This window comes from Paraburkholderia sp. OAS925 (assembly GCF_040543975.1).
Classification (GTDB): domain Bacteria; phylum Pseudomonadota; class Gammaproteobacteria; order Burkholderiales; family Burkholderiaceae; genus Paraburkholderia; species Paraburkholderia graminis.
Window position 1 is genome coordinate 1083044 of sequence record NZ_JBEUNO010000001.1, and the last position, 20182, is coordinate 1103225.

Sequence of the window (20182 nt, forward strand, 5' to 3'; positions counted from 1 at the left end):
GCAAGCCATAACTTCCGCGACGTACGTCTCCGCAGAGCAAGCAACTACGAGTCCGGCAGTCTTTCCAATGGAAGCAGCTTTCTTCGACAGGACGGCATCCCTGAAGACGACATCGACCTCGTGTGGGATCCCGTCCCCGACATAAGTATCGCCCCGGTTCCGGAATATGGCGTAGCAGAAAAACTGGCGGCTGGCCCACTCGTTCACCTGCTTCCTGAATGGAGTCCTTCCTTACCGGGCGTGTGCCTATACCATCCGGCTAACCAGCACCCGCCGGCAGCGCTTGGGTTGTCTTCACAGACCAAGAATGGGAGAACAGACAGTGCCCTGTGACGATTAGGCAGGGGCTGTGCCGGTGTGCGCTAGCGCGACGCTTTCGGTTCCAATTTGACGCGCTACGCGGATAGCTGCTGCTCGAGCAGCGACCGTTGCCGGCGCGCAAAATCGATCCCCCTTCATTGAAGAGGAGGTCGACATGGAAACGCTTAATTCTTCCAGCACTCGTCGGGTGCCGTGGAACAAAGGAAGGCTGACTGGGCAGAAGCCCCCGTTGAAGCTACGCGAAATTTGGGCAATTCGGACGAGGCTCCAGATGTCGTCGAACGTGCGTGAGCTGGCACTGTTCAATCTGGCAATCGACAGCAAGCTTCTGGCATGTGATCTCACGCGACTTCAGGTGCAAGACATTTGTATGGGGATGGCTCGATGGGGCCCGCCAACGCGGAACAAGGCATCGGGGCCGCGCAGTAGCCCGGCGCTTCAGGACTCGCGAGCAGGATCGCCGCCGTGGTCTAACAGCAGCGCGACGGCACAAAGCAAGCCGACATTTCGCACACCCCGCGCAGTGGAATGAGGCGGTAGAACTTGGGGCTCCTCCAGCGGGCAACGCATGCGCCCATTCGCTCGACGAACGGCCCGCAGAGTGGAGCTTGCTGGTTTTGGGTCTTTTGTATCGGGTCCTGCTAGCTACGGCAGTACGGTTCTTTGCGGCGTACTGGCTTCGTCAAGGGCCTAAAGGATTCTCCCCGCACTGCTCGCTACCGGATCTCATCGTTCGTCGAGCCTGAAAGTCCGTTTTATGGACCGAGCTCCCCGCTGATGAAGCCGCTTGCCGCCAGAGCTGTGTCAAGCGCGTGCGTCCGATGCGTCGCTCGTCTGGCTGGACGAGCGTGATTGAACGGCGGACAGATGCTCGCGCATGCATCGAGCCGCCGTTTCTCCATCACGGGCTTTCATCGCGTTGACGATTGCCTGATGCTGCTGGGCGAAATGGTGCCGGGTGTGCTGACTGACGGTTTTCTTGCGAACCTCCGGCTTGACGCGCATGCCGTTGATCACTTCCATGAGGGCAATGAGTGCCGGATTACGTGTGGCTTGGCTGATCAACAAATGGAATCGGTGATCCCATTGCTGCCACTCCTCGTCGCTGTTCGCGGCCGCGTTTTTACGCGCGCACTTTTCCAGCTCGAGCAGATCGTCCCAACTGGCCTTGGTCGCGGCGAGTTCCGCCAGCGCGGGTTCGAAAACTAGCCTCATTTCCACGATATCCGCAGGACTGGTGCCGGCGCGCAAGCCGCGCAACGTGGGACCGAACTTGAGCGGCCGTGCTCCCAGATAGGTACCGCGCCCAACCCCGCGCCACACGCGCCCCGACGCCTCCAGTGAGGCAAGCACCGAGCGCAGTTCCCTTCGACTGACGCCAAGCTCTTCAGCCAGCTTTCTTTCAGGCGGTAGAGCGTCGCCGTCTTTGAGTTGGTGACTGGCGATATACCCCAGCAGGCCGTTCAATGCGGTCTCTTCCATCCCGTTTTCCGAACCAATGAGTATTGGTGTCAAAGATAACAGATTGAGGGCGCCGTGGCGCCGTGATTTTCATGCAATGCTTTTTTTGGCGGATATGCATAGGTTACGTTTCGGGTTAGCATCGCGCAATGGATGACATCATCCGACGCTAGGTGGCTGAATTGGTACCTATAACGATTGGTTCAGAAGCCGGTCGTAACGCTCACAAGAGGAGCAGGGCATGTCGTTTACAACTCGTCCGGAACTGATTGGTACGTTCGGAATGGTGGCCTCCACGCATTGGCTGGCCAGCGCCTCGGCCATGGCCGCGCTGGAAAGAGGCGGCAATGCCTTCGACGCGGCAGCAGCAGCGGGGTTTGTACTCCAGATCGTCGAGCCGCATCTGAACGGTCCCGGCGGTGAACTGCCGGTGGTGTTCTACAGTGCCCGTGAAGACCGGGTTCGAGTGCTTTGCGGGCAGGGCGTGACTCCCGCGAGCATGACCATCGAACGTATGCGCGAGTTAGGGCTGGAAGTGGTGCCGGGCACCGGACTATTGCCGGCGGTGGTGCCGGGGGCATTCGGCGCATGGATGACCATGCTGCGCGACTATGGCCAGTTGCCGCTCGAAGACGTGTTGAGCTATGCAATCGGCTACGCGGAGAACGGCTATCCGGTGCTGCCGCGCATGGCTTCGTCGATCCTCGCGATCAAGGATTTTTTCCTCACCGAATGGCCGACTTCGGCCGAACAATGGCTGCGAAATGGCGACGCGCCCGCGCCGAATCACCTCTTCGCCAATCAGGCGATCGCCACCACCTACAAGCGCATTCTGCGAGAAGCGACTAGCCGCAGCGACCGCGCCGAGCAGTGCGAAAGGGCTCGAGAGGTGTTTTATCGCGGGTTCGTGGCAGACGCCATCGACCAGTACTTTCGATCGACGGCTGTTCTCGATACTTCGGGCCAGCGCAATGGCGGCTTGCTCTCCGCGGAAGATCTCGCTAGCTGGGAGCCCTCCTATGAAGACCCAGTGTCCTACGACTACGGCGACCTTCGGGTCCACAAGACTGGTCCGTGGGGGCAGGGACCGATGTTCCTGCAGCAGCTTGCGCTGCTCAAGGGATTTGATCTGGCGGCTATGGATCCGCTGGGACCGGATTTCGTCCACACGGTTATCGAGTGCTCGAAGCTCGCGTTCGCCGACCGCGAGGTCTTCTACGGCGACCCGGCATTTGCCCATGTGCCGCTAGATGTGCTGCTCAGCGATGCTTACAACGACGAACGTCGCAGACTCATCGACCCGCAGCGGGCATCGCTCGAATTTTGTCCGGGAACGCTGGGCGACAGCGGGCGCCGCGCCGCGCGCATCATCGCGCTCGCCGGGAAGGAACAGTTTGGGGGCTTCGGGCAGGGAGAACCGACCTTCGCGCCGTTGCCTGAACTACGAGGCGACACCGTTCACCTCGATATCGTCGACCGGTGGGGCAACATGGTGTCGGCTACGCCGTCCGGCGGCTGGTTGCAGGCGTCGCCAGCGGTGCCCGGACTCGGTTTCAACGTCACCACTCGCGCGCAGATGTTCTGGATGGAAGAGGGCCTGCCATCGTCACTAGGTCCTGGGCGCCGTCCTCGCACAACCCTGTCGCCCACGCTCGTTACCCGCGCGGGCAAGCCCTACGCGGCATTCGGCACGCCCGGCGGCGACCAGCAGGATCAATGGTCGCTCCAGCTATTCCTGAAACATGTGCACGCCGGCATGAACTTCCAGGCAGCGGCGGATTCGCCGTCGTTCCAGACGGCTCACTTCCCCGGATCGTTCTACCCGCGCGCGATGCAGTTGGGCAAGATGTCCGCCGAAGCCCGTTTCCCGGAAAGCACGCTCGCCGAATTGCGCGCGCGTGGACACGATCTGACCGTGGCGGAGCCTTGGGCATTGGGGCGGGTCTGCGCGGTCGGCATCAGAAATGGCCTGATGCGCGGCGCGGCGACGCCTCGCCAGATGCAGGCATATGCGATTGGCCGATGAACTTCGCGCCCCCGATCAACGCGCTCTTTCCTTCATGGGGAACTCGCCATGTCTGCTGTAGCTGCTCGTCTTGAACGACTCCCGTTATCGGGATTTCATCGCAAACTTTTGCTTATCGGCGGGCTGGGGTATCTGTTCGACGGGCTCGATTCGTCGTCGCTTGCGTTCCTGTTACCGGTCGTCAGCAAGCTGTGGCATTTGACGAGCGCCGAGACTGGCCTCGTTGCCAGCAGTACCTATATCGGGTATTTCTTCGGCGCTTTTCTGTCGGGGGTATTTGCCGATCTTATCGGCCGTCGCCGCATCATGATGTCGGCGCTGGCGATCTACTGCGTCGCGTCGCTCGCGAGTGCGGCGGCGACCGACTGGCACACGTTCTTCGCATTGCGCATCGTCGCGGGCTTTGGCTCGGGCGCGGAGACAGTGGTGATCGCGCCATTCCTCGCGGAATTCGTGCCGCGGCGCTACAGGGGAATGTTTTGCGGCGCACTGGTTGGCTTCATGTCGTTCGGCTATCTGAGTTCGTCGATTCTCGGCTTCGTCGTGGTAAGAAACTTTGCCGATGGCTGGCGGTATCTCGCCGTGGTGACGTCGTCGCCGGTCGTCATGCTGCTTTGGTGGCGAAGGACGCTGCCGGAGTCGCCGCGATGGCTCGAAAGCCAGGGCCGAACGGAAGAAGCGAATCGCATCGTTAGCACGATCGAAGCGTGGTTTACCGGCCGAGGCATTCATCTTGCGCCGGTCGCCTCCGTCCGCATGATGCCGGTGTCGGCACCGGCAAAGGGTCGCGCATTGCAGAACGTGTTGACGTTGTGGTCGCCGCGACTCGCGCGCACCACAGCGGTGAGCTGGCTCATGTGGTTTTCGGTCGCGTTCGCGTACTACTCGTTCTTCTCGTGGATTCCGAGTCTGCTCCTCAAGGAGGGGCTCACCATGACCAAAAGCTTCGGTTATTCCATCGCGATCTATGGGGCGCAGATTCCTGGTTATTTCTCGGCCGCATGGCTCAATGAACGCATCGGACGCAAAGCGGTGGTGGCGTCGTACATGCTGCTGGGCGGTATCGCGGCGATCGCGCTTGCGTTCTCTCACACAGGAATCGGCATCATGCTTGCGGGCATATGCCTGTCGTTCTTCATGAACGGCGCGTTCGCGGGCGTCTATGCGTACACCCCGGAAGTGTTCCCCACCGCAGTTCGTACGACGGGTACGGGATCGTCGTCATCGTTTGGCCGCATCGGCTCGGTGAGCGCGCCGATTCTGGTCGGCCTCGTCTATCCCGCGTTCGGATTTCTGGGCGTATTCGCGATGACCACAACAGTTCTGCTCGTCGGGGCATGCGTGGTTTTCTGCCTGGGTATCGAGACTCGCAACCGTTCGCTCGAAGATATCGAGGCCGAGGAGTTCGGGCGTGCACAGGATGTTCGAGGTCCCCTCAGTTCCACGGAATTAGGCGGCTGAAGGCCGCGATGTGCCAACTCTTCGTTTATAGACCATGCAAGCCAACAGGATCGTGACTACGCCGTCCGTGCCGCAAACGCTCGACATTTCCCATCTGGAACATCTCGCAAGGGCCATGCGGCTCAACGGTCAGCCGGCGGCGCTTTTTCGTGCGGTTCATGAGGTGGCGGCAAGCGCAATCGGCTTCCGCCTGCTCACGATCATGTCCTACGACGCCGGGCGCGGGGAAGTCGAGCGCGTTTATACGAACATGCCAGAGGTGTATCCAATCGGCGGGCGCAAGAAAAAACACGGCACCGCGTGGGCCAGACAGGTTCTGCACGACCTTGAGCCATTTCGCGCAGAAACACCGCAAGGCATTCTCGAAGCGTTCGACGACCATACGGTGATGACCGGCATGGGCCTCGGATCGATATTGAACATTCCGATCGCGTACAACGGCGTGTGCATCGGCACGATGAACCTGACACACCAGGAAGGGTGGTACACCGAGCGGCACGAAACGCTCGGCTTGCTGATCGGCTCGTTCCTCGCTCCCGCTCTGACCGCGGGCAATACTGTATCCGCCGGCAGTTCTGGTTCTCTCTGACATGACTACAACTCTCCGCACTGTGACAGCGGCGACGGCGACGCAAAGTGCCGAATCGCAAGGCCGTTGGCTGCTGGTCTTTATCCTTTCCTATCTCGCGCTAATGGCGGATGGCGCCGACGTGATGATGTACGGCTTGACCCTCACGCGAATCAAGGACGATTTCGGGCTGAGCAATGTCCAGGCAGGAGCTTTGGGAAGTTTGACGTTGTTAGGTATGGCCGCGGGCGGGATACTGGGCGGCTGGCTAAGCGACCGTGTGGGCCGGGTGAGGGTGGTCGTGTGGGCGCTGACGCTATTCTCGCTCGGCGCGGGACTGCTCGGGCTCACTCACAGCTTTCTGCAGTTCGCGATTGTTCGCTTCATCGGTTCGTTGGGAATCGGCTGCATGGTGCTGGTCACCACGCTGGTTGCCGAATATGTGCCCACCGAAAGACGTTCGTTGATTCTCGGCGCCTTGCAAACCGCCATTTCAGCCGGCTACATCGTGGTGATCGCGCTGAGCAGCTGGATCTTGCCGCACTATGGCTGGCGCACGCTGTACTACGTGTCGACGGTTCCCGTGGTCTTTGCGCTCGCGATCAAGTTTGCCGTACCCGAGCCGGCCAGCTGGCGGGCGAGCCGGGCAGCCGACCGCAAAAGCCAGAGTGAAAGCGGCACTCAAGGCCAGAGTGGAGCGCGATTGCGCGACGGCCGCTACGCCGTGATTTTCCGCAGTCGACAGACGCGCACGCTGTTCACCCTGTGGACTGTCGCCTCTGTTTTTATTCTTTCCGGCTTTTATGGTTTGAACAACTGGTTACCCACGTACCTCGAAAGAGAACTGCATATCAAGTTCAGCTCGCTGACTGGCTACATGATCGGCACCTACATGGTCGCCTTCATCGGCAAGATCTTCGCCGGCTGGCTGGGCGACCGTTGGAGCCGGCGTGGCGTATACGCGCTGGGTTGCGCGGGCGCCGCGCTCTTTTTGCCAGTCATCATCTTCTGGCATACGCGGGAGAACATTGCGGCGCTGATGCTTTTCTTCGGCTTTCTGTATGGTGTTCCGCTCGGCACGATCGGGACTTTCATGTCCGAGAGTTTCGCCACTTCAATCCGCGGTACTGCCGTTGGCGGTTCCTATAATGTTGGCCGTTTTTGCGCGGGCGCAGCGCCTATTGTTATCGGCTATCTCGCTACTCAGTTCTCCATCGGCTTTGGCTTTCTTGTCGTGGGCGCGGTTTTCTTTTTGAGCGGCGTCACCGCGCTGTTCATTCCGGACCGCTTGTATGACACCGGGCGGCCGTCCACGCCACAGGACATCGTGTCCGGGACTGCGGCCTCGCGCATTGGCGGAGCGACATCTAAGAACGCTTGTTGACGACCTGCTCGACACTGCGCGGCTTCAGCACGGCAAATTCTCGCTGCCGCGAATACGCTCGCCGCGCTTGCCGGCAACCGGCGCCAGGCGCTCTGGCAGTCCGTGGCCGCCGTCCTTGAGAAAGACATGCTTGCCGCCGCGGCGGTCGAGGACGCAACGCCGGAACTCGGCGCGCCCTCGGAAGCGAACGACATCGTGGCGGACTATCGCTTGGTGGGCCTCACGCTCGGTCGCCATCCGCTGGAACTGTTGCGCCCCCAGTTGCTCGCCAATCGCCTCATGCCTGCGGCAACGCTGCGCACCTATCGGGATGGTCGCCTCGCGCGCGGCTGTGGTCTCGTCACCGTGCGTCAGCGGCCTGGCACGGCCAAGGGCGTCGTGTTTGTTACGCTCGAGGACGAAACGGGCAACGTGAACGTCATCGTCTGGCCGTCTGATTGAGACGCAGCGCAAGGAGGCGCTTAATGCGTCGCTGCTGGCGGTCTATGGAGTCTGGCAGTGTCAGGGTGAGGTGCGGCATCTGGTGGCGCAGCGGCTCGTCGACGTGTCGCATCTGCTGGGCGGCCTGCATTCTGTCAGCAGGAATTTCTGCTGACGCTTGGCCGCTTCACGGTTGCCAACGCCGACCGGGTGCCTGCGCTAAAGTAGATTTGAACACCAGGCGACTGCATCAGCAGCCCACCCATGTGACGGATACCGGAGGACCGATGTGCTACTCGGCCCAGATTCAGGCGGACTATCGCAAGTTTGTGCGAATGTTTGGCGCGACGATGACCATCCGGGAGTTCGCGCGCCTGTTCTTCGAGCGGGCCGAAGGCAGCAGAACAAAACTGCCCAAAGCCATGGAGGCTGCTTTCGCCGACCCCGCAGACGGACGCCGAGTGCGAAATCAAGGCCGCCATCGACCGGTTCAATGCAGACGAGACGGCGCCGCTGGAGCAGGACCTGTTCAAACATCGCGCCAGGCTCGCGGAAGCAGAGCGGTCGCTGGAGGACAAGGCCACGAAGAAAGCCACGCAGAGCAGACGCATTGCTAGCGAAAAAATCGAATGGACGCTGGGGCCGTCTCGAAGATATCCGCCGCACTGAATCGCAACCGCGAGACTCGCGCATCTTACCGGCCCACTACGCGCCCGTGATGGTGATGGAAAACGGTCAGCGGGTCGTCAAGCCGATGCGATACCAGTGCCGTATCGCCGGCAAGCCTGCCTCGTATGACGCCAAATACCGGGCCACTTACATCGCGCGCCGCGACAGTCTTGAAGGTTATTGGAAGCCGCTTTTTGGCTATTCGCATGGCGTTATCGTGGCAAGCGCTTTTTATGAGCATGCGAGCTGCGCGAAGCTGGAGAAACGCGCGCTTGCAGACGGCGAAAAGGACGAAGACGTGGTTCTCGAATTCCGCCCGGACCCGCCTCACGAGATGCTCATCGCCTGCCTGTGGTCGCACTGGTCGGCGCCCGGGGAGCCGGGTGAGCCGGACCTACTGTCGTTTGCAGTTATCACGGACGAGCCGCCGCCTGAGATAGCCGCAGTCGGCCACACCCGCTGCCTCATCCCTATCAAGCCGGGGAATCTGGATGCGTGGCATCAATCCTGATGCCGACAATCTTGCCGCATTGCACGGCATACTCGAGGACCGGGACCGGCCGTATTATGAACACCGCCTCGCAGCCTGACACCGTTCAACCATACCAGGCCATGTAGAAGAGTGAACAACCCGCTTAACCTAGACCTCCGCGCCCGCGCGGAGCTGCTTGCCTATCTCGTCGCAGCGCATCTGCTTGCCCGGCAGATGACAGGCGAATGGCTGTCGGCCGCGCATGTCGTCGAGTCAACGCAGCTCTGGCTCAAAACGAACGGAGGAGGCGCCGACGTCATGCAGCGCGTGATGCTGTCCGCCCAGGCAGCCGATATCGCCCGACGTCTCGAAAAGACATTGCAAGCGGCCGTGACGCCCAAATCCGTCCCCGCGCTCTTTTGCGAAAACCTGCGGCTCGACTTCCGCTCCCCCCTGGCGCGGGAAATCTACCAGCACTGCCTCACGCACCTGGTTGATTCGGGCTATTTCTGAAGCAAGTTTTGACTGCCTACAGACACCTTCTTTTGCGTCGTTTGCTTCGATGCGCGACAGCTACCGTGCCGTCGGCAACTTCGTAGGCAAGCTTCATGCGGCGGCCCTTCCGCGTCCTGCACAACTCGCTCTAGCATCGCCGCGTAATCGGGTCGGCGCGACTTAAGCCATTGCGCGATGACGGCGTCGCGAACCCATCCTCTGGCCCAACCCGCGGCAAGTGTCAGAAGTATCAGGTTCCCGTTATGGCGAGACCGCAGGCGTTCCGCATCCTGTTGTAGTGCGGTGAGTCTTTGCACAATGCGAGCCATTCGACGCACGCAATCAGGATGTGAAACGTGACCATGCGCAGCATCTATACGCATGCTCGCGGGCGTCGCTGCCAGCAGTGCGCGAGCGAAATTGCCGGTGAGATTGTCTTGCCGGACCATAATGGAGCCAGTCTCGACCTGGCGCGCCGGGGACATTTGTTCGAGCGCCTGCGCTGTCCGTTCTGGCAGCGTCTGTTCCGCCACCATCGCTGCGGCTTCGGGGCACAGGTTCACGGGCACCCGATTGCCTGAGCTAACGGTGCGGCATATGAATCGCGGGCTTTGCGCTTTCCTCATCGCGGACGGCCGGTCAGGCGCTCGTGAAGGAGCCGGGGAAGCGTCGTGAAGCCCCGGGTGTTCATCAGCGCGACGAACCCCGGGTCACGCGTCAGCTCGCGCAGAATGTCGAGTACCAGCGTAATCTCCCGGTCGGTATCGCTCATGCGACTCACGATGTTGCGTTGTCGGCGCAGTTCCTGTGTCAGAACCGATTGCGCCTTCGACTCCTGCGTCGCCTGACCGCGCGCGCCTCGCACATCAGGCACCGTCTTGTCATGCCGACCACCAGGTGCAGCCTTCCCTGCAACACTTCCTGCACCGCCGTGTGCCGGCTTCATTGTCCGCTCCCGGTCGTGCCATCAACTGGCGCTATTTCCAGGGGAACGCTGCCGGCGATATCTAGCAGTGAGCGCAGGTCGGGCCGCTGGTACATGCGGAAATGTGACTGTCCGTGGCGCCAGACAACGGTGAATGCTCCAGGCACCAGACTTCCTCGCGGGAAGATATGGAAGTCGACCAGCTCTGCGCCTGCGCGCTCAATGCGGCCATAGACAAGGAAGTCGACAGGGAAGCTGTCCGGCCAACGTGCGACCCAATAAGGCAGGTGGCCCCCGATGAGCCACGGGCTGCGAACGGCAAGGTTCAGTCTCAGCCAGTTATCGACGCAAAATGTGTTGGTGTGCTTTTCGTACCGGACCTCGTGGCCGTGGGACTGCAACGTCCGAATGACGACCTGCGCGACCTGTTGTTCTATTTTTCTCTCTGCATGCCGGTTCGCCGAGCGCTCCGGAGCAAGCTTCGGCACGTACCCGACTGCGTCATACGCGTCGTAGAGACTGCCGAACTCCCGCATGACCTGCTCAACGGACGGGGCGCTGCGATAACGTTTCAGCGTGGCCTGGCTGAGCTCGCCGGACCGTCTGATGACCTTGTGCAGGCCATCGAGAATTTCCTCACGCGTGGGTTTGCGCCGGGCGGAATCCATTCGTTTCTGGACTGAAGCGAATACACACCTTTCCACCACTGGTTCGAACGCATCCTCCACGCGTATCCAGTCGTGCGGGGGCACCTGCTCCCACTTGCCGTCAAGTTTTGACGAGGTCCGGCTGTACACGTTCGTGCCGATGTACGCCTCACTGCGAAGTATCCGGCGGATGTTCTGCGCCTGCCAGGGGCGACCGTGACGGTTGCGCAAGCCAAACTCATTGAGCCGCCTCGCGATACCCGCCCCGGTCACCGATTGCGTTGCATACCATTCGAACATCTTCCTGACGAGCGACGCCTCGGTCGCCGACGCAGGTGCGATGACGACCCGGTCGGTTTGCACGCTCTTGTACTCGTACTGACCAAGCGGACGTCTCTGCTCGCGCTTGTCGTCAAGAAGGATGCGCTGCAGTCCGTAGCCGGGCGGCCCACCAGCATGAAATCCGCGTTGAGCGTTAAGGCACTGCCCGAGGAAGACCTTGCGGGACATCTCCCGGCTGAATTCCGCGGCCATCGCCCGCTTCAGCGCCTTAATGACGGACGTCGCCGGACTGCCATCATTTGCGAAAGACTCGGCCACATAAACCACGTCGACACCCGCGCGCCTGCACGCGTATTCATAGAACGCCGCCTCGTCGACATCCTGGAAACGTCCCCATCGGCTTACGTCGAAGACAAGCACCTTGCTGAACCTGCGTTTGGGGTTTTCAACGTCGAGCAGAAGCTGCACAAGCGCGGGTCGCTGCCGGAAGGTAAGTCCGCTGATACCGGCGTCCTCGTAATCGATAACGACGCGGATGTTGTGTGCGCGTGCATACTCTGCGATAGCCTGCCGCTGAAAAACCGGAGAGTATTCCTGATGGTCGGTCGACATGCGGATGTACTGTGCGGCACATGGGCGCACGACGGGTCCTACTCGATGGCGAGGTCCGGAAGGCATGCCGCATGTCCAGTGGTGCCACACGTCAGTGATAGCGTTTGTGCCGGGTAAGTCAAGGGGAGACGCGCCAGCTCCCATCACGCGCCATACGCAGATCGCGGCCCGGCTGCTAGATTAGTCGCCATGAGCGGACGTTGGCAGCAGGCCGCATGCACGGTGACCGCGCTTTTCCACCCGCTACTCAATTCGGCGTCCCGAGGTGCGGTGCAGACCATGTGGAGGCATGTTTGCGGGGATTTTATTGCGTGACCAGTATGCCGAGCTGGCACCGGGATCGAGTGCCAGCCGCGGCCGTCTCTCGCCATTTGTACGCCTCAGATCGGGGGCGGGCAGATGGTGCCGCGGCCTGCGGCAAACCACACATGAGCCACATCGACAATAAGCGACGGTAAGAACGAGAGGTGAGCGGAGAGCGTGGAAGCCGCGTGCCCAAGGGGTCAGCGGCGCGTTCCCGTTTGCCTTATGTCACGAATCGTCTAAAGTATTCATGAGCCTAACGGGATATAACTCATGGATAAACACCGTCGTATTGGCCCCGAGGATCCGCTTTTCCAGGAGATGGTGGCCCTGACTTCAACAGTGCGCATCATGCGCCGGGTCAGAGGCAGGAAAAATCCCGAAGACGTTGCATTCGGCTCACCGGAGTGGGACACGCTGAGCGCGGAGTTTATGCGCGACGTATGCAAAGCGATGGGTGGCGATCCAGATGAGCTCAAACGTTTGGACCTCTGACGCGCCCGCACGAAAGTCGACTTGCGGCCATGAAGCGACATTGGTCTGCAATGGGGTTTAGACATTGCAGCGTCCGCTCCACCTTTGATACTGTTGAAAAAGTCGCCGCGTGGTTTTCTCAGTTCTCCTGCGCGAAAATCGACCTTTCAGATCGGCCTACAAACCGCTCGCGCGTTCCCGCTTAGGGTAAGAAGACCTCTGAAGTGCGACGCGTGTCGCCGTCCGCCGGACGTAAATCGGCAACGTAGTGGATGGCAAAGCTCTTCTCTGCCTTGTCACATTCAACAACCTGAACATCGGAGATTGAAGCCGTGACCTGCTGTACGACCAGCAGTTGCCTACCCGGACGTGCGCGACCGGTAACGGTCGGGTTCGAAGCTCCGGGGGACAAAGTACCCCCTATGGGCGATTCACCCGGGCGACCGGGCAGGAATCGACACTGCCAGCAGCCGTGCGGTGTGGGGCCAGGCAAGTTCCGCATGCACAACGTACGTGAACTGTCGATGGAATCCTCGTTATCTTCGAAGAGCCAAAGCTGCTGAGAAACTCTGACCAAAATGGTAAATGGTCGGTTGCATCTTTTTCAGGTGGGTGCACGTCGTCACAGGGCCATCGGGGAATAGACAGGTGCTAAACGGACAGGCCCGGGAACATTCGGGTCGGCAGGGATGGGAACGCGGAAACCCCGATTTCTCGCCTTCGCTCCAGCTCATTGGAGCGGCGGCAGGTGGACCGTGAGGAACACTGTTGGGGAAGCGGGAGTGAGAACGCGCAAGAAGCGAAGGGTTGCCTGTAACGGGTGACATAGGGGTTCGAGATTTGCCCCGACCTGAAAGGGTGCTGACGTCGTGCGCGTGGTGCGGCTGTCGTTAGCCAGCATCTGGGGTTCAACAAAGGACAGCTTGTGAGAGACCGGTTGCGCTACGGTTCAGCGTCCTTGTCCCGGCAACGGGACGAATCGATGATGTGACGCTGGCGAAGGTTGTGTATATGACGACGCAACCGGCATCGATGTGATGTTTAATGCCGTGCGCGAGCCGTATGCAGGGAAACTCGCACGTACGGTTCTTCGGGGGCCGCCTTTCCGGGAGGAAGCGCGGCTACCCTCTAGCCTCGCGACAGAGACGGTCAGCGACCTTTTCAACAGTATCCTTTTCAAAGCGGCCATTCAGAGTTCGACGGCTGTGCGCGCTTGATCAGCTTCAGCCGACGTTGATGTGCGACCCATGATGCATGCGTTCACCGGAGAACGGGCGTTAGCCCGCAGCGGAACCGCTGTCAGCGACATTGAAAAAAGAAGACTGGCTCGCCGCAATTGCGCGCGCTTATGTCTTGCGGGGTATGCCGCAACTCGTTGTGCCTGACGCCCAAGCCGCCAGCGCTGACTGGCGCCACACTCGTTCTGTGCTGCTTGTGCGGAACGGTGAGCGAGCTCGCCATCGGCCGAACGACGGGTTCACCTGGCATAATGTAACGAGGGCGGCCTGCGCCATAGTCTGGACACCGTCAAATCAGATGCGGTCAGGCAGCGACCGCATCCTTAGCCGGTGCTGAAAATCAGCCCAGCGGCCAGTTCAGCACCACCAGACTATCGTTGTAGTCGTTATCGGTACCGTCCTCCGATCCGACGAGGCCAAAGAACGTCTTCTTGAAGATGTCGACTTGCCGCGACCCCAGCTTGGACGGCTTTCCGTTTGCCGAGACCACAACCTTCACTTTGCCCTTGCCGGAGTTCAACACCTGCGTCTGCAGGTTCTTGTCCTGGGTGCCGTGGCCCTGAAACGTGGCCGCGGGGCTCTGATTGTCGTCCACGTAGACGGAGATCGTCTGCTGCGCCGACGAGTTCACGAGCGCGGTCACACCGAAGGGGTATTGGACGGCAGGTTGAAGACGCCGTCTCGTTCGCCGCCACCGGACGGTTATGGCTCTGGTTGCGGTTGCAATGCCGCCTTTGCAAAGTAGGTGACCACGCAACCAATGCCAAGATACGAAGCACCGGCAGGCAGGACGCCGGGCGCACCCGCCCAGGTGACGGTGCAGGCGGCGATCTGTCCGCTCGCATCCGTCTTGATCGACATTGTCCTGTCGAGGAGGCAGCAGTCAGCTAAACCATATGCGCAGGTGGTATCAAATTCAAAGTGCATCAGAGTCCCAAAGTCGTGGGCCGCCGCACTGTGCTGTTGTCGCCAAACTACCAGACTGTTATTCACGGATTGTTTACTTTCATGTGCCAGCGCAATAGACTGATCTTTAGGAGATATCGGACAATCACCCGCGAGGCCGTCACGAGAAAATGATTAAGGCCGCATCAGTCAATGTCAATTCGCAGCCAGGCAATCTACAAAGGCGCCGCCGACAAGGCCGGCAAAAGTTTGCATGGCAACGGTAAGCGGCAGCACCCTCCCGATTCTGCGCACGGAGCCGCCAACTCGCCGCTTTGGGGGCTTTCGTTGCCTACACGAATAGGGCCAGGCGCGGACACAGTCTTATACCGACGACCGCACAGGACGGTGTCGGCATCTGTTGGTGTTTCGATCTCTGATTAACGTGAAAGCCGCAGCCGCGCGACATATCAAGTCGGCTGCGGTAGTTCGCATTCTTGCAGTGAGACGCCGGGGGAGAACAACATGAATCGCACTTACCGTGTCGTATGGAGCGAAACAAGGCAAGGTTGGATGGTGGCTGGCGAACTTGCGCACACAGCGGGCAACGCCAGGTCATCCAGACACGCTGATATTGTTTCGGGGAAGACGGCGCTTATGTTGCGCATCGTTGCTCTCACGGCACTGCTTTCTTCCAATACCGCGCATGCGGCCAACTACACCGCTGTGGACGAAACGCAACTGCGCGCGGCGATCCGAGCGGCGAATGGCGATGCCGACCCGACGTCGGTCATCACGCTGCTGAGTAACGTAACTCTCGGCAGCACCGCCGGATTGCCCGTATTGACGAAACCGATCACCATCGACACAGGGTCGTTCACGCTTACCGGCGTCAATTCCACTGCAGCGGCGGTCGGCGGAAGCTTGGCATTCGGTGCAGGCTCCCAATTTACCGCCATTGGCTCGCTCGTTGGCGGCAAAGGCGGCGACGCCTATCGATCGAATGCCGGAGCAGGCGGCGCCGGCGCCAGCCTTGCTGGCGGCGCACTCACGAACCGCGGCGCGATCTCGGGGGGGCAAGGGGGCGTTACTGACGCTGGCGGAAGCGATGGCTTTGCCACGACGATTGGCGCCGGCGCGGGTGGGACCGGTGTGGTGATGAACAGCGGGTCATTTGACAACGAAGGGCGCATCGTCGGCGGCGACGGCGGGAGCGTCATCAATGCGGCTGCCAACAGTCGACGCTATTATGGCGGGGGTGGCGGCACCGGCGCGCAACTAACCGGGGGCAGCTACACGAATAGCATGACCGGATCGATCGTCGGCGGCAACGGCGGAGCCGGTATGAGCTTCGGCAGCCAATACTCCGGCGGCGTGGGCGGCGGTACCGGTTTGGTGCTCAACGGCGGTGCCACCTTTATCAACAACGGCGCAATCGCCGGTGGCAAAGGCACGAAGGAAGTTTTCAGCAATCGCGGCGGCGGCGGCGGTATCGGCGCCAGCGTGACGGGCAGCACGATCGTCAACAACGGCACCATCACCGGCGGCACCAGCGACGGTGGCTTCAGCGGCGCAGCGATCAACGGCGCAGGTGGCGTCGGGCTCGCGCTTGTCAACAGCACCGCGACCAACACGGGCGTCATCCGCGGCGGTCGTGGCGGTTCAGCGAACGGCGTGATCGCGGTGGGCGGTGCCGGGGCCACGCTTTCGAACAGTACGATCACCAATACGGGCACCATCGCGGGCGGCAACGGCCCGCTGTCCAATGGCGTCAGCGGGCTTGGGGCGACCGGCATTCAAGGGCTCGGCGGAGCGAGCGTGATCACGTCGGGCACCGTCTCCGGCGGCATGTCGGGGAACGGACTCACGCAAGCGAGCGCCATTGCTTTCAGCGGGGGCAACAACACGCTTGAGTTGCGCGCGGGCTTCGCAATCAACGGTGCAGTCACCGCCGCTGCAACGGACACGCTGACGCTCGGCGGAACCGCGAACGGCAACTTGAGTGCAGCGTTAGTCGGCGCGACTGCGCAGTACAGCGGCTTCGGCATCTACAAAAAGATAGGCGCGAGCACGTGGGCACTCGCGGGCACGACGACAGCGACCACGCCGTGGCAAATCCTTGGCGGCACCCTCTCCGTGTCTCAGGACGCCAGTCTCGGCGCGACGGCCGGCGCGCTAACCATTAACGGCGGGATTCTGCAAATCACCGGCACCACCTTCACGAGCACCGCGAGAACCATCAACTGGGGTGCCGCCGGCGGCGGCTTCGACATCGCCGACCCGTCGCAAACGTTTGACCTGAACCAGGCTCTGAGCGGCGGCGGGCCGCTGCAAAAGTTGGGCGCCGGCACACTGCGCGTGACCGGCAACAACACCTATACCGGCGGCACGACGATTTCAGCCGGCACGCTGCAGCTCGGCAGCGGCGGCACCACCGGCAGCATCGTCGGCGACGTTGTCGACAACGGCACGCTCGCGTTCGATCGCTCGGATACCGTCACGTTCAGCGGGCTGATCTCGGGCAACGGCGCGGTGGCGCAATGGGGCACCGGCACGACGATCCTCGCCGGAAACAACACCTATGCGGGCGGCACGACCATCTCGGCCGGCACCCTGCAAATCGGAAACGGCAGCACCGCGGGAAGTATCGTCGGCAACGTCGCGAACAACGGCGCGCTCGTGTTCGACCGCTCCGACCTGCTGGCGATCGACGGCGTCATCTCGGGCACGGGCTCGGTCACGCAACGAGGCGCGGGGACCACCGTACTGAGCGGCGCGAACAGCTACACCGGCGCGACCGACATCGCACAAGGCACGCTCGTGATCAACGGCAACCAGGCCGCGGCGACCGGCACCACCACCGTGGAAAGCGGCGCGACGCTCGCGGGGTTGGGCATGCTGGGCGGTGCGGTGACGGTCAACAACGGCGGCATTCTATCGCCTGGGCAGGGTGGCGCCGGTACGCTGACGATGGGCGCGCTGATGCTAAACGATAGCTCGACGCTTAATCTTGATCTTGGTGCGCGCGGGGTCGTTGGTGGCCCGCTCAACGACCTGGTTGCGGTCAATGGCCACCTGACACTCGACGGCACCGTCAACGTGACGCAGACACCGGGCGGCAAGTTCGATCCCGGCCTCTACCGCATCATTAACTACACCGGCACGCTGACCGACAACACGTTGAACATCGGTTTAATGCCAGCCAGCGCGCCACCGGGCTCGGTCTCCGTGCTGACGACAATTCCGAACCAGGTAGACCTCGTCAACACGGCCGGAGTAACGTTGCGGTTTTGGGATGGTGCCAACCCGGTCCGGGCATGACAACGGCGTCTTTAACGGCAACGTCGGCGTCTGGGAGGCAACCGGAGACCGCTCCTGGACCGACGTCGATCCGGCAGTCAACAGTAACTGGACAGATAACGCCTTCGCTGTGTTCACGGGCACGGCAGGCACCGTCACAGTGGACAGCAGTGCCAGCCCGGTCAACTTTGCGGGCGCACAGTTCGCAGTAGATGGCTATACGATCGGCGGTCAAGGCGTGCTGAATACGACGACGCCTGAAACCGTCATCCGTGTCGGCGACGGGTCCGCTGCCGGCCGGGCGATGACGGCCATGATCAACGCGACCATCGCTGGCACGGGAGGCCTCGTCAAGTCGGACCAGGGTACCCTCATTCTCGGTGGCGATAACGTCTATACGGGGGGCACCACGGTTGGCGGCGGGACACTGCAGATCGCCCGCGACGCCAATCTTGGCGACGCCGCCGGTGGGCTGGCGCTGGATGGAGGCACGCTACGTGTGTCGCAGGACCTCCAGACCGCCCGCACTATCGATGTGCGGACTAGCGGCGGGGGGATCGATACTCAAGCCTACACGATGACCGCCACGGGTGCTGTGTCGGGTAGTGGCAACTGGTCCAAACTTGGTGCCGGGACGCTCCTGCTGTCAGGCACCAACCTGAGCACCGGTACGGCCACAGTGGCGGCCGGCACGCTGCGTGCGGGCGCGGCCAATGCATTTGGCCCGGTGGCCTCAGTTGCGGTGGCCTCGGGTGCGACGCTCGATGCTGCAGGCTTCAATCAAACCGTCGCCGGCTTGGCGAACGCAGGCACCGTATCGCTCAGCGGCAGTGCGCCCGGCGCGACGCTGACCGTGCACGGCAACTACGTCGGACAGAGCGGCGTGGTCCGGATGAGCGGCGTGCTCGCCGGTAACGAGAGTCCGACGGACCGTCTCATCATCGATGGTGGCACGGCGAGCGGCCACACGACGATCCAATTGTCCAACGTCGGGGGGCTGGGTGCGAAGACCACCGGCAACGGCATTGAACTGATCAGCGCGATCAACGGCGCGACGACCACCGCTCAAACCACGCGCGACGCGTTTTCGCTCGCTAGCGGACATGTGGACGCCGGTGCTTTCGAATACCGCTTGCAACCTGGCGATGCGAACGGCGCCGGCGAGAACTGGTATCTGCGTTCGACGCTGCCGACAGTGCTGACCGATCCGGCGGGGCCGGCGCTTCCGGCGAGCCCGAGCGCCCCACCGTCGCCGTCCGCCGTGACCTACCGCCCCGAGGTAGCGCTGAATGCGGCACTGCCTGCTGCATTGATGCAAAACGACCTTGCCATGCTGGGCACATATCACGAGCGTATGGGCGATGTCGGTCCCAGCACCTCCCCGGATGGCTCCGTGCGGAGCGGCGGCGCATGGGCGCGCTTCATCCACCAGGACGTGCGCAATCGCCAGGACGGCACCGTATCGCCGCACAGCGACGGCGGATCGTCTGGTGGGCAAGCCGGCATCGACTTCCTCATTACGCCGCATCACCGTATTGGGGTTTATGGCGGGACGCTGCGATGGAATGAGAGCGTGTCCGGCTTCGCGAGCGGGCTGCAGAACCAGTGGGTGGGCCGGCTAGACGGTCGCACCAACTACGGAGGCCTCTATTGGACGTATCAGAGCGATGCTGGCTGGTACAGCGATGCAGTCGTGCAACATGCCTGGCACGACGGTAATGCGCAGGCCTCGACAGGCAGCCACGGCGCGATAACGGGGCGCAGCACGCTCGCTTCGCTCGAAGTTGGCAAAGCCTTCACACTGAACAGCAGCTTGAGCATTGAACCCCAGGCTCAATTGATCGTCGGCAAAGAACATCTGGACGGCATCTCCATTCGGGCAGCAGACTTCGACCAGAACCCTGGCACCCAAGTGACGGGGCGGCTCGGCGTGCGTATGGTTGGCGACCTGCAGGCCGCAAAAGGCCGTCTGCGGCCGTATGCTCGCGTTAATCTCTGGCATGGCTTTAACGGTGCCGACACACTGACGGTGACGGGTCCGGGCGCCAGCACAAACATTCGCACAGAGCGTGGCTATACAAGCGCCGACCTGGCCGTCGGCGGCACCTGGGCAGTGACTCGGCGGCTCAATGTGTATGGAGAAGTTGGCCGCGTGTTCGCGCTCGATGGCAGCCAGCGCGTCGATGTTAACTTCGCCATCTCGGCCGGCATGCGGATGGCTTGGTAGACCGCGGAGTGT

General features: G+C 61.7%; 12 protein-coding genes and 4 pseudogenes. 11 read left to right on the forward strand and 5 right to left on the reverse strand.

Annotated features, from left to right (window positions below; genetic code table 11):
* Positions 1 to 475: 475 nt before the first annotated feature.
* A pseudogene (locus tag ABIE53_RS04805) lies at positions 476 to 697 on the forward strand (integrase); the annotation flags it as partial.
* Positions 698 to 1125: 428 nt separating this feature from the next.
* On the opposite strand, the gene ABIE53_RS04810 reads toward ABIE53_RS04805, so the two are convergent.
* Positions 1126 to 1803 (reverse strand): FadR/GntR family transcriptional regulator, encoded by a 678-nt coding sequence (locus ABIE53_RS04810; RefSeq protein ID WP_192700060.1) that lies wholly within the window; start codon positions 1801 to 1803, stop codon positions 1126 to 1128.
* A gap of 220 nt (positions 1804 to 2023) precedes the next feature.
* Between ABIE53_RS04810 and ABIE53_RS04815 the strand changes: the two genes are divergently transcribed.
* From ABIE53_RS04815 to ABIE53_RS04845, 7 genes and pseudogenes are all read left to right on the forward strand, one after another.
* The gene (locus ABIE53_RS04815; protein ID WP_192700061.1) at positions 2024 to 3808 is read left to right on the forward strand and encodes a gamma-glutamyltransferase family protein; all 1785 of its coding nucleotides are present in this window, start codon (positions 2024 to 2026) and stop codon (positions 3806 to 3808) included.
* A 48-nt stretch (positions 3809 to 3856) separates the two neighbouring features.
* Entirely contained in the window at positions 3857 to 5269 is a 1413-nt protein-coding gene (locus ABIE53_RS04820) for an MFS transporter (protein WP_192700062.1), read from the forward strand.
* A gap of 34 nt (positions 5270 to 5303) precedes the next feature.
* Positions 5304 to 5858: a GAF domain-containing protein gene (locus ABIE53_RS04825; protein WP_192700063.1), complete on the forward strand. Its 555-nt coding sequence runs from the start codon at positions 5304 to 5306 to the stop codon at positions 5856 to 5858.
* A 1-nt stretch (position 5859) separates the two neighbouring features.
* Positions 5860 to 7221, forward strand: coding sequence for an MFS transporter (locus tag ABIE53_RS04830; RefSeq protein ID WP_376914709.1), 1362 nt, complete (start codon positions 5860 to 5862; stop codon positions 7219 to 7221).
* A gap of 39 nt (positions 7222 to 7260) precedes the next feature.
* Positions 7261 to 7816 (forward strand): annotated as a pseudogene (locus ABIE53_RS04835) (OB-fold nucleic acid binding domain-containing protein); the annotation flags it as partial.
* A 112-nt stretch (positions 7817 to 7928) separates the two neighbouring features.
* Positions 7929 to 8900 (forward strand): annotated as a pseudogene (locus ABIE53_RS04840) (SOS response-associated peptidase family protein).
* 32 nt (positions 8901 to 8932) lie between these two features.
* The gene (locus ABIE53_RS04845; RefSeq protein ID WP_192700064.1) at positions 8933 to 9295 is read left to right on the forward strand and encodes a hypothetical protein; all 363 of its coding nucleotides are present in this window, start codon (positions 8933 to 8935) and stop codon (positions 9293 to 9295) included.
* Here the strand turns inward: ABIE53_RS04845 and ABIE53_RS04850 are convergent.
* The 3 genes from ABIE53_RS04850 to ABIE53_RS04860 are packed head-to-tail and all read right to left on the reverse strand — an operon-like array spanning position 9286 to position 11809.
* Complete coding sequence (locus tag ABIE53_RS04850; RefSeq protein ID WP_376914712.1) at positions 9286 to 9903, reverse strand: plasmid partitioning protein RepB C-terminal domain-containing protein; 618 nt, start codon at positions 9901 to 9903, stop codon at positions 9286 to 9288. The two genes, ABIE53_RS04845 and ABIE53_RS04850, sit on opposite strands and share 10 nt — an antisense overlap.
* The gene (locus ABIE53_RS04855) at positions 9900 to 10223 is read right to left on the reverse strand and encodes a hypothetical protein (RefSeq protein ID WP_192700066.1); all 324 of its coding nucleotides are present in this window, start codon (positions 10221 to 10223) and stop codon (positions 9900 to 9902) included. The genes ABIE53_RS04850 and ABIE53_RS04855 overlap by 4 nt, the downstream gene beginning before the upstream one ends.
* Entirely contained in the window at positions 10220 to 11809 is a 1590-nt protein-coding gene (locus ABIE53_RS04860) for a recombinase family protein (protein ID WP_376914714.1), read from the reverse strand. The genes ABIE53_RS04855 and ABIE53_RS04860 overlap by 4 nt, the downstream gene beginning before the upstream one ends.
* 510 nt (positions 11810 to 12319) lie before the next feature.
* On the opposite strand from ABIE53_RS04860, the gene ABIE53_RS04865 reads away from it, so the two are divergent.
* A complete protein-coding gene (locus ABIE53_RS04865; RefSeq protein WP_192700068.1) occupies positions 12320 to 12541 on the forward strand; it encodes a hypothetical protein in 222 nt (73 codons plus the stop codon).
* Positions 12542 to 14098: 1557 nt separating this feature from the next.
* On the opposite strand, the pseudogene ABIE53_RS04870 reads toward ABIE53_RS04865, so the two are convergent.
* Positions 14099 to 14613 (reverse strand): annotated as a pseudogene (locus ABIE53_RS04870) (fucose-binding lectin II); the annotation flags it as partial.
* A gap of 555 nt (positions 14614 to 15168) precedes the next feature.
* Between ABIE53_RS04870 and ABIE53_RS04875 the strand changes: the two are divergent.
* Together ABIE53_RS04875 and ABIE53_RS04880 are read left to right on the forward strand one after the other, a co-directional pair.
* Positions 15169 to 17964, forward strand: coding sequence for an autotransporter-associated beta strand repeat-containing protein (locus ABIE53_RS04875; protein ID WP_376914716.1), 2796 nt, complete (start codon positions 15169 to 15171; stop codon positions 17962 to 17964).
* Positions 17939 to 20170 (forward strand): autotransporter family protein, encoded by a 2232-nt coding sequence (locus ABIE53_RS04880; RefSeq protein WP_376914718.1) that lies wholly within the window; start codon positions 17939 to 17941, stop codon positions 20168 to 20170. Before ABIE53_RS04875 ends, ABIE53_RS04880 begins: the two co-directional genes overlap by 26 nt.
* The last annotated feature ends 12 nt before the right edge of the window (positions 20171 to 20182 follow it).

Excerpts from the sequence above, each read along its gene's own strand:
- ABIE53_RS04865 (WP_192700068.1), top strand. The coding sequence starts at position 12,320 with ATGGATAAACACCGTCGTATTGGCCCCGAGGATCCGCTTTTCCAGGAG.
- ABIE53_RS04830 (WP_376914709.1), top strand. The coding sequence starts at position 5,860 with ATGACTACAACTCTCCGCACTGTGACAGCGGCGACGGCGACGCAAAGT.
- ABIE53_RS04875 (WP_376914716.1), top strand. The coding sequence starts at position 15,169 with ATGAATCGCACTTACCGTGTCGTATGGAGCGAAACAAGGCAAGGTTGG.
- ABIE53_RS04825 (WP_192700063.1), top strand. The coding sequence starts at position 5,304 with ATGCAAGCCAACAGGATCGTGACTACGCCGTCCGTGCCGCAAACGCTC.
- ABIE53_RS04810 (WP_192700060.1), bottom strand. The coding sequence starts at position 1,803 with ATGGAAGAGACCGCATTGAACGGCCTGCTGGGGTATATCGCCAGTCAC.
- ABIE53_RS04850 (WP_376914712.1), bottom strand. The coding sequence starts at position 9,903 with ATGAGGAAAGCGCAAAGCCCGCGATTCATATGCCGCACCGTTAGCTCA.
- ABIE53_RS04860 (WP_376914714.1), bottom strand. The coding sequence starts at position 11,809 with ATGCCTTCCGGACCTCGCCATCGAGTAGGACCCGTCGTGCGCCCATGT.
- ABIE53_RS04815 (WP_192700061.1), top strand. The coding sequence starts at position 2,024 with ATGTCGTTTACAACTCGTCCGGAACTGATTGGTACGTTCGGAATGGTG.
- ABIE53_RS04880 (WP_376914718.1), top strand. The coding sequence starts at position 17,939 with ATGGTGCCAACCCGGTCCGGGCATGACAACGGCGTCTTTAACGGCAAC.
- ABIE53_RS04820 (WP_192700062.1), top strand. The coding sequence starts at position 3,857 with ATGTCTGCTGTAGCTGCTCGTCTTGAACGACTCCCGTTATCGGGATTT.
- ABIE53_RS04855 (WP_192700066.1), bottom strand. The coding sequence starts at position 10,223 with ATGAAGCCGGCACACGGCGGTGCAGGAAGTGTTGCAGGGAAGGCTGCA.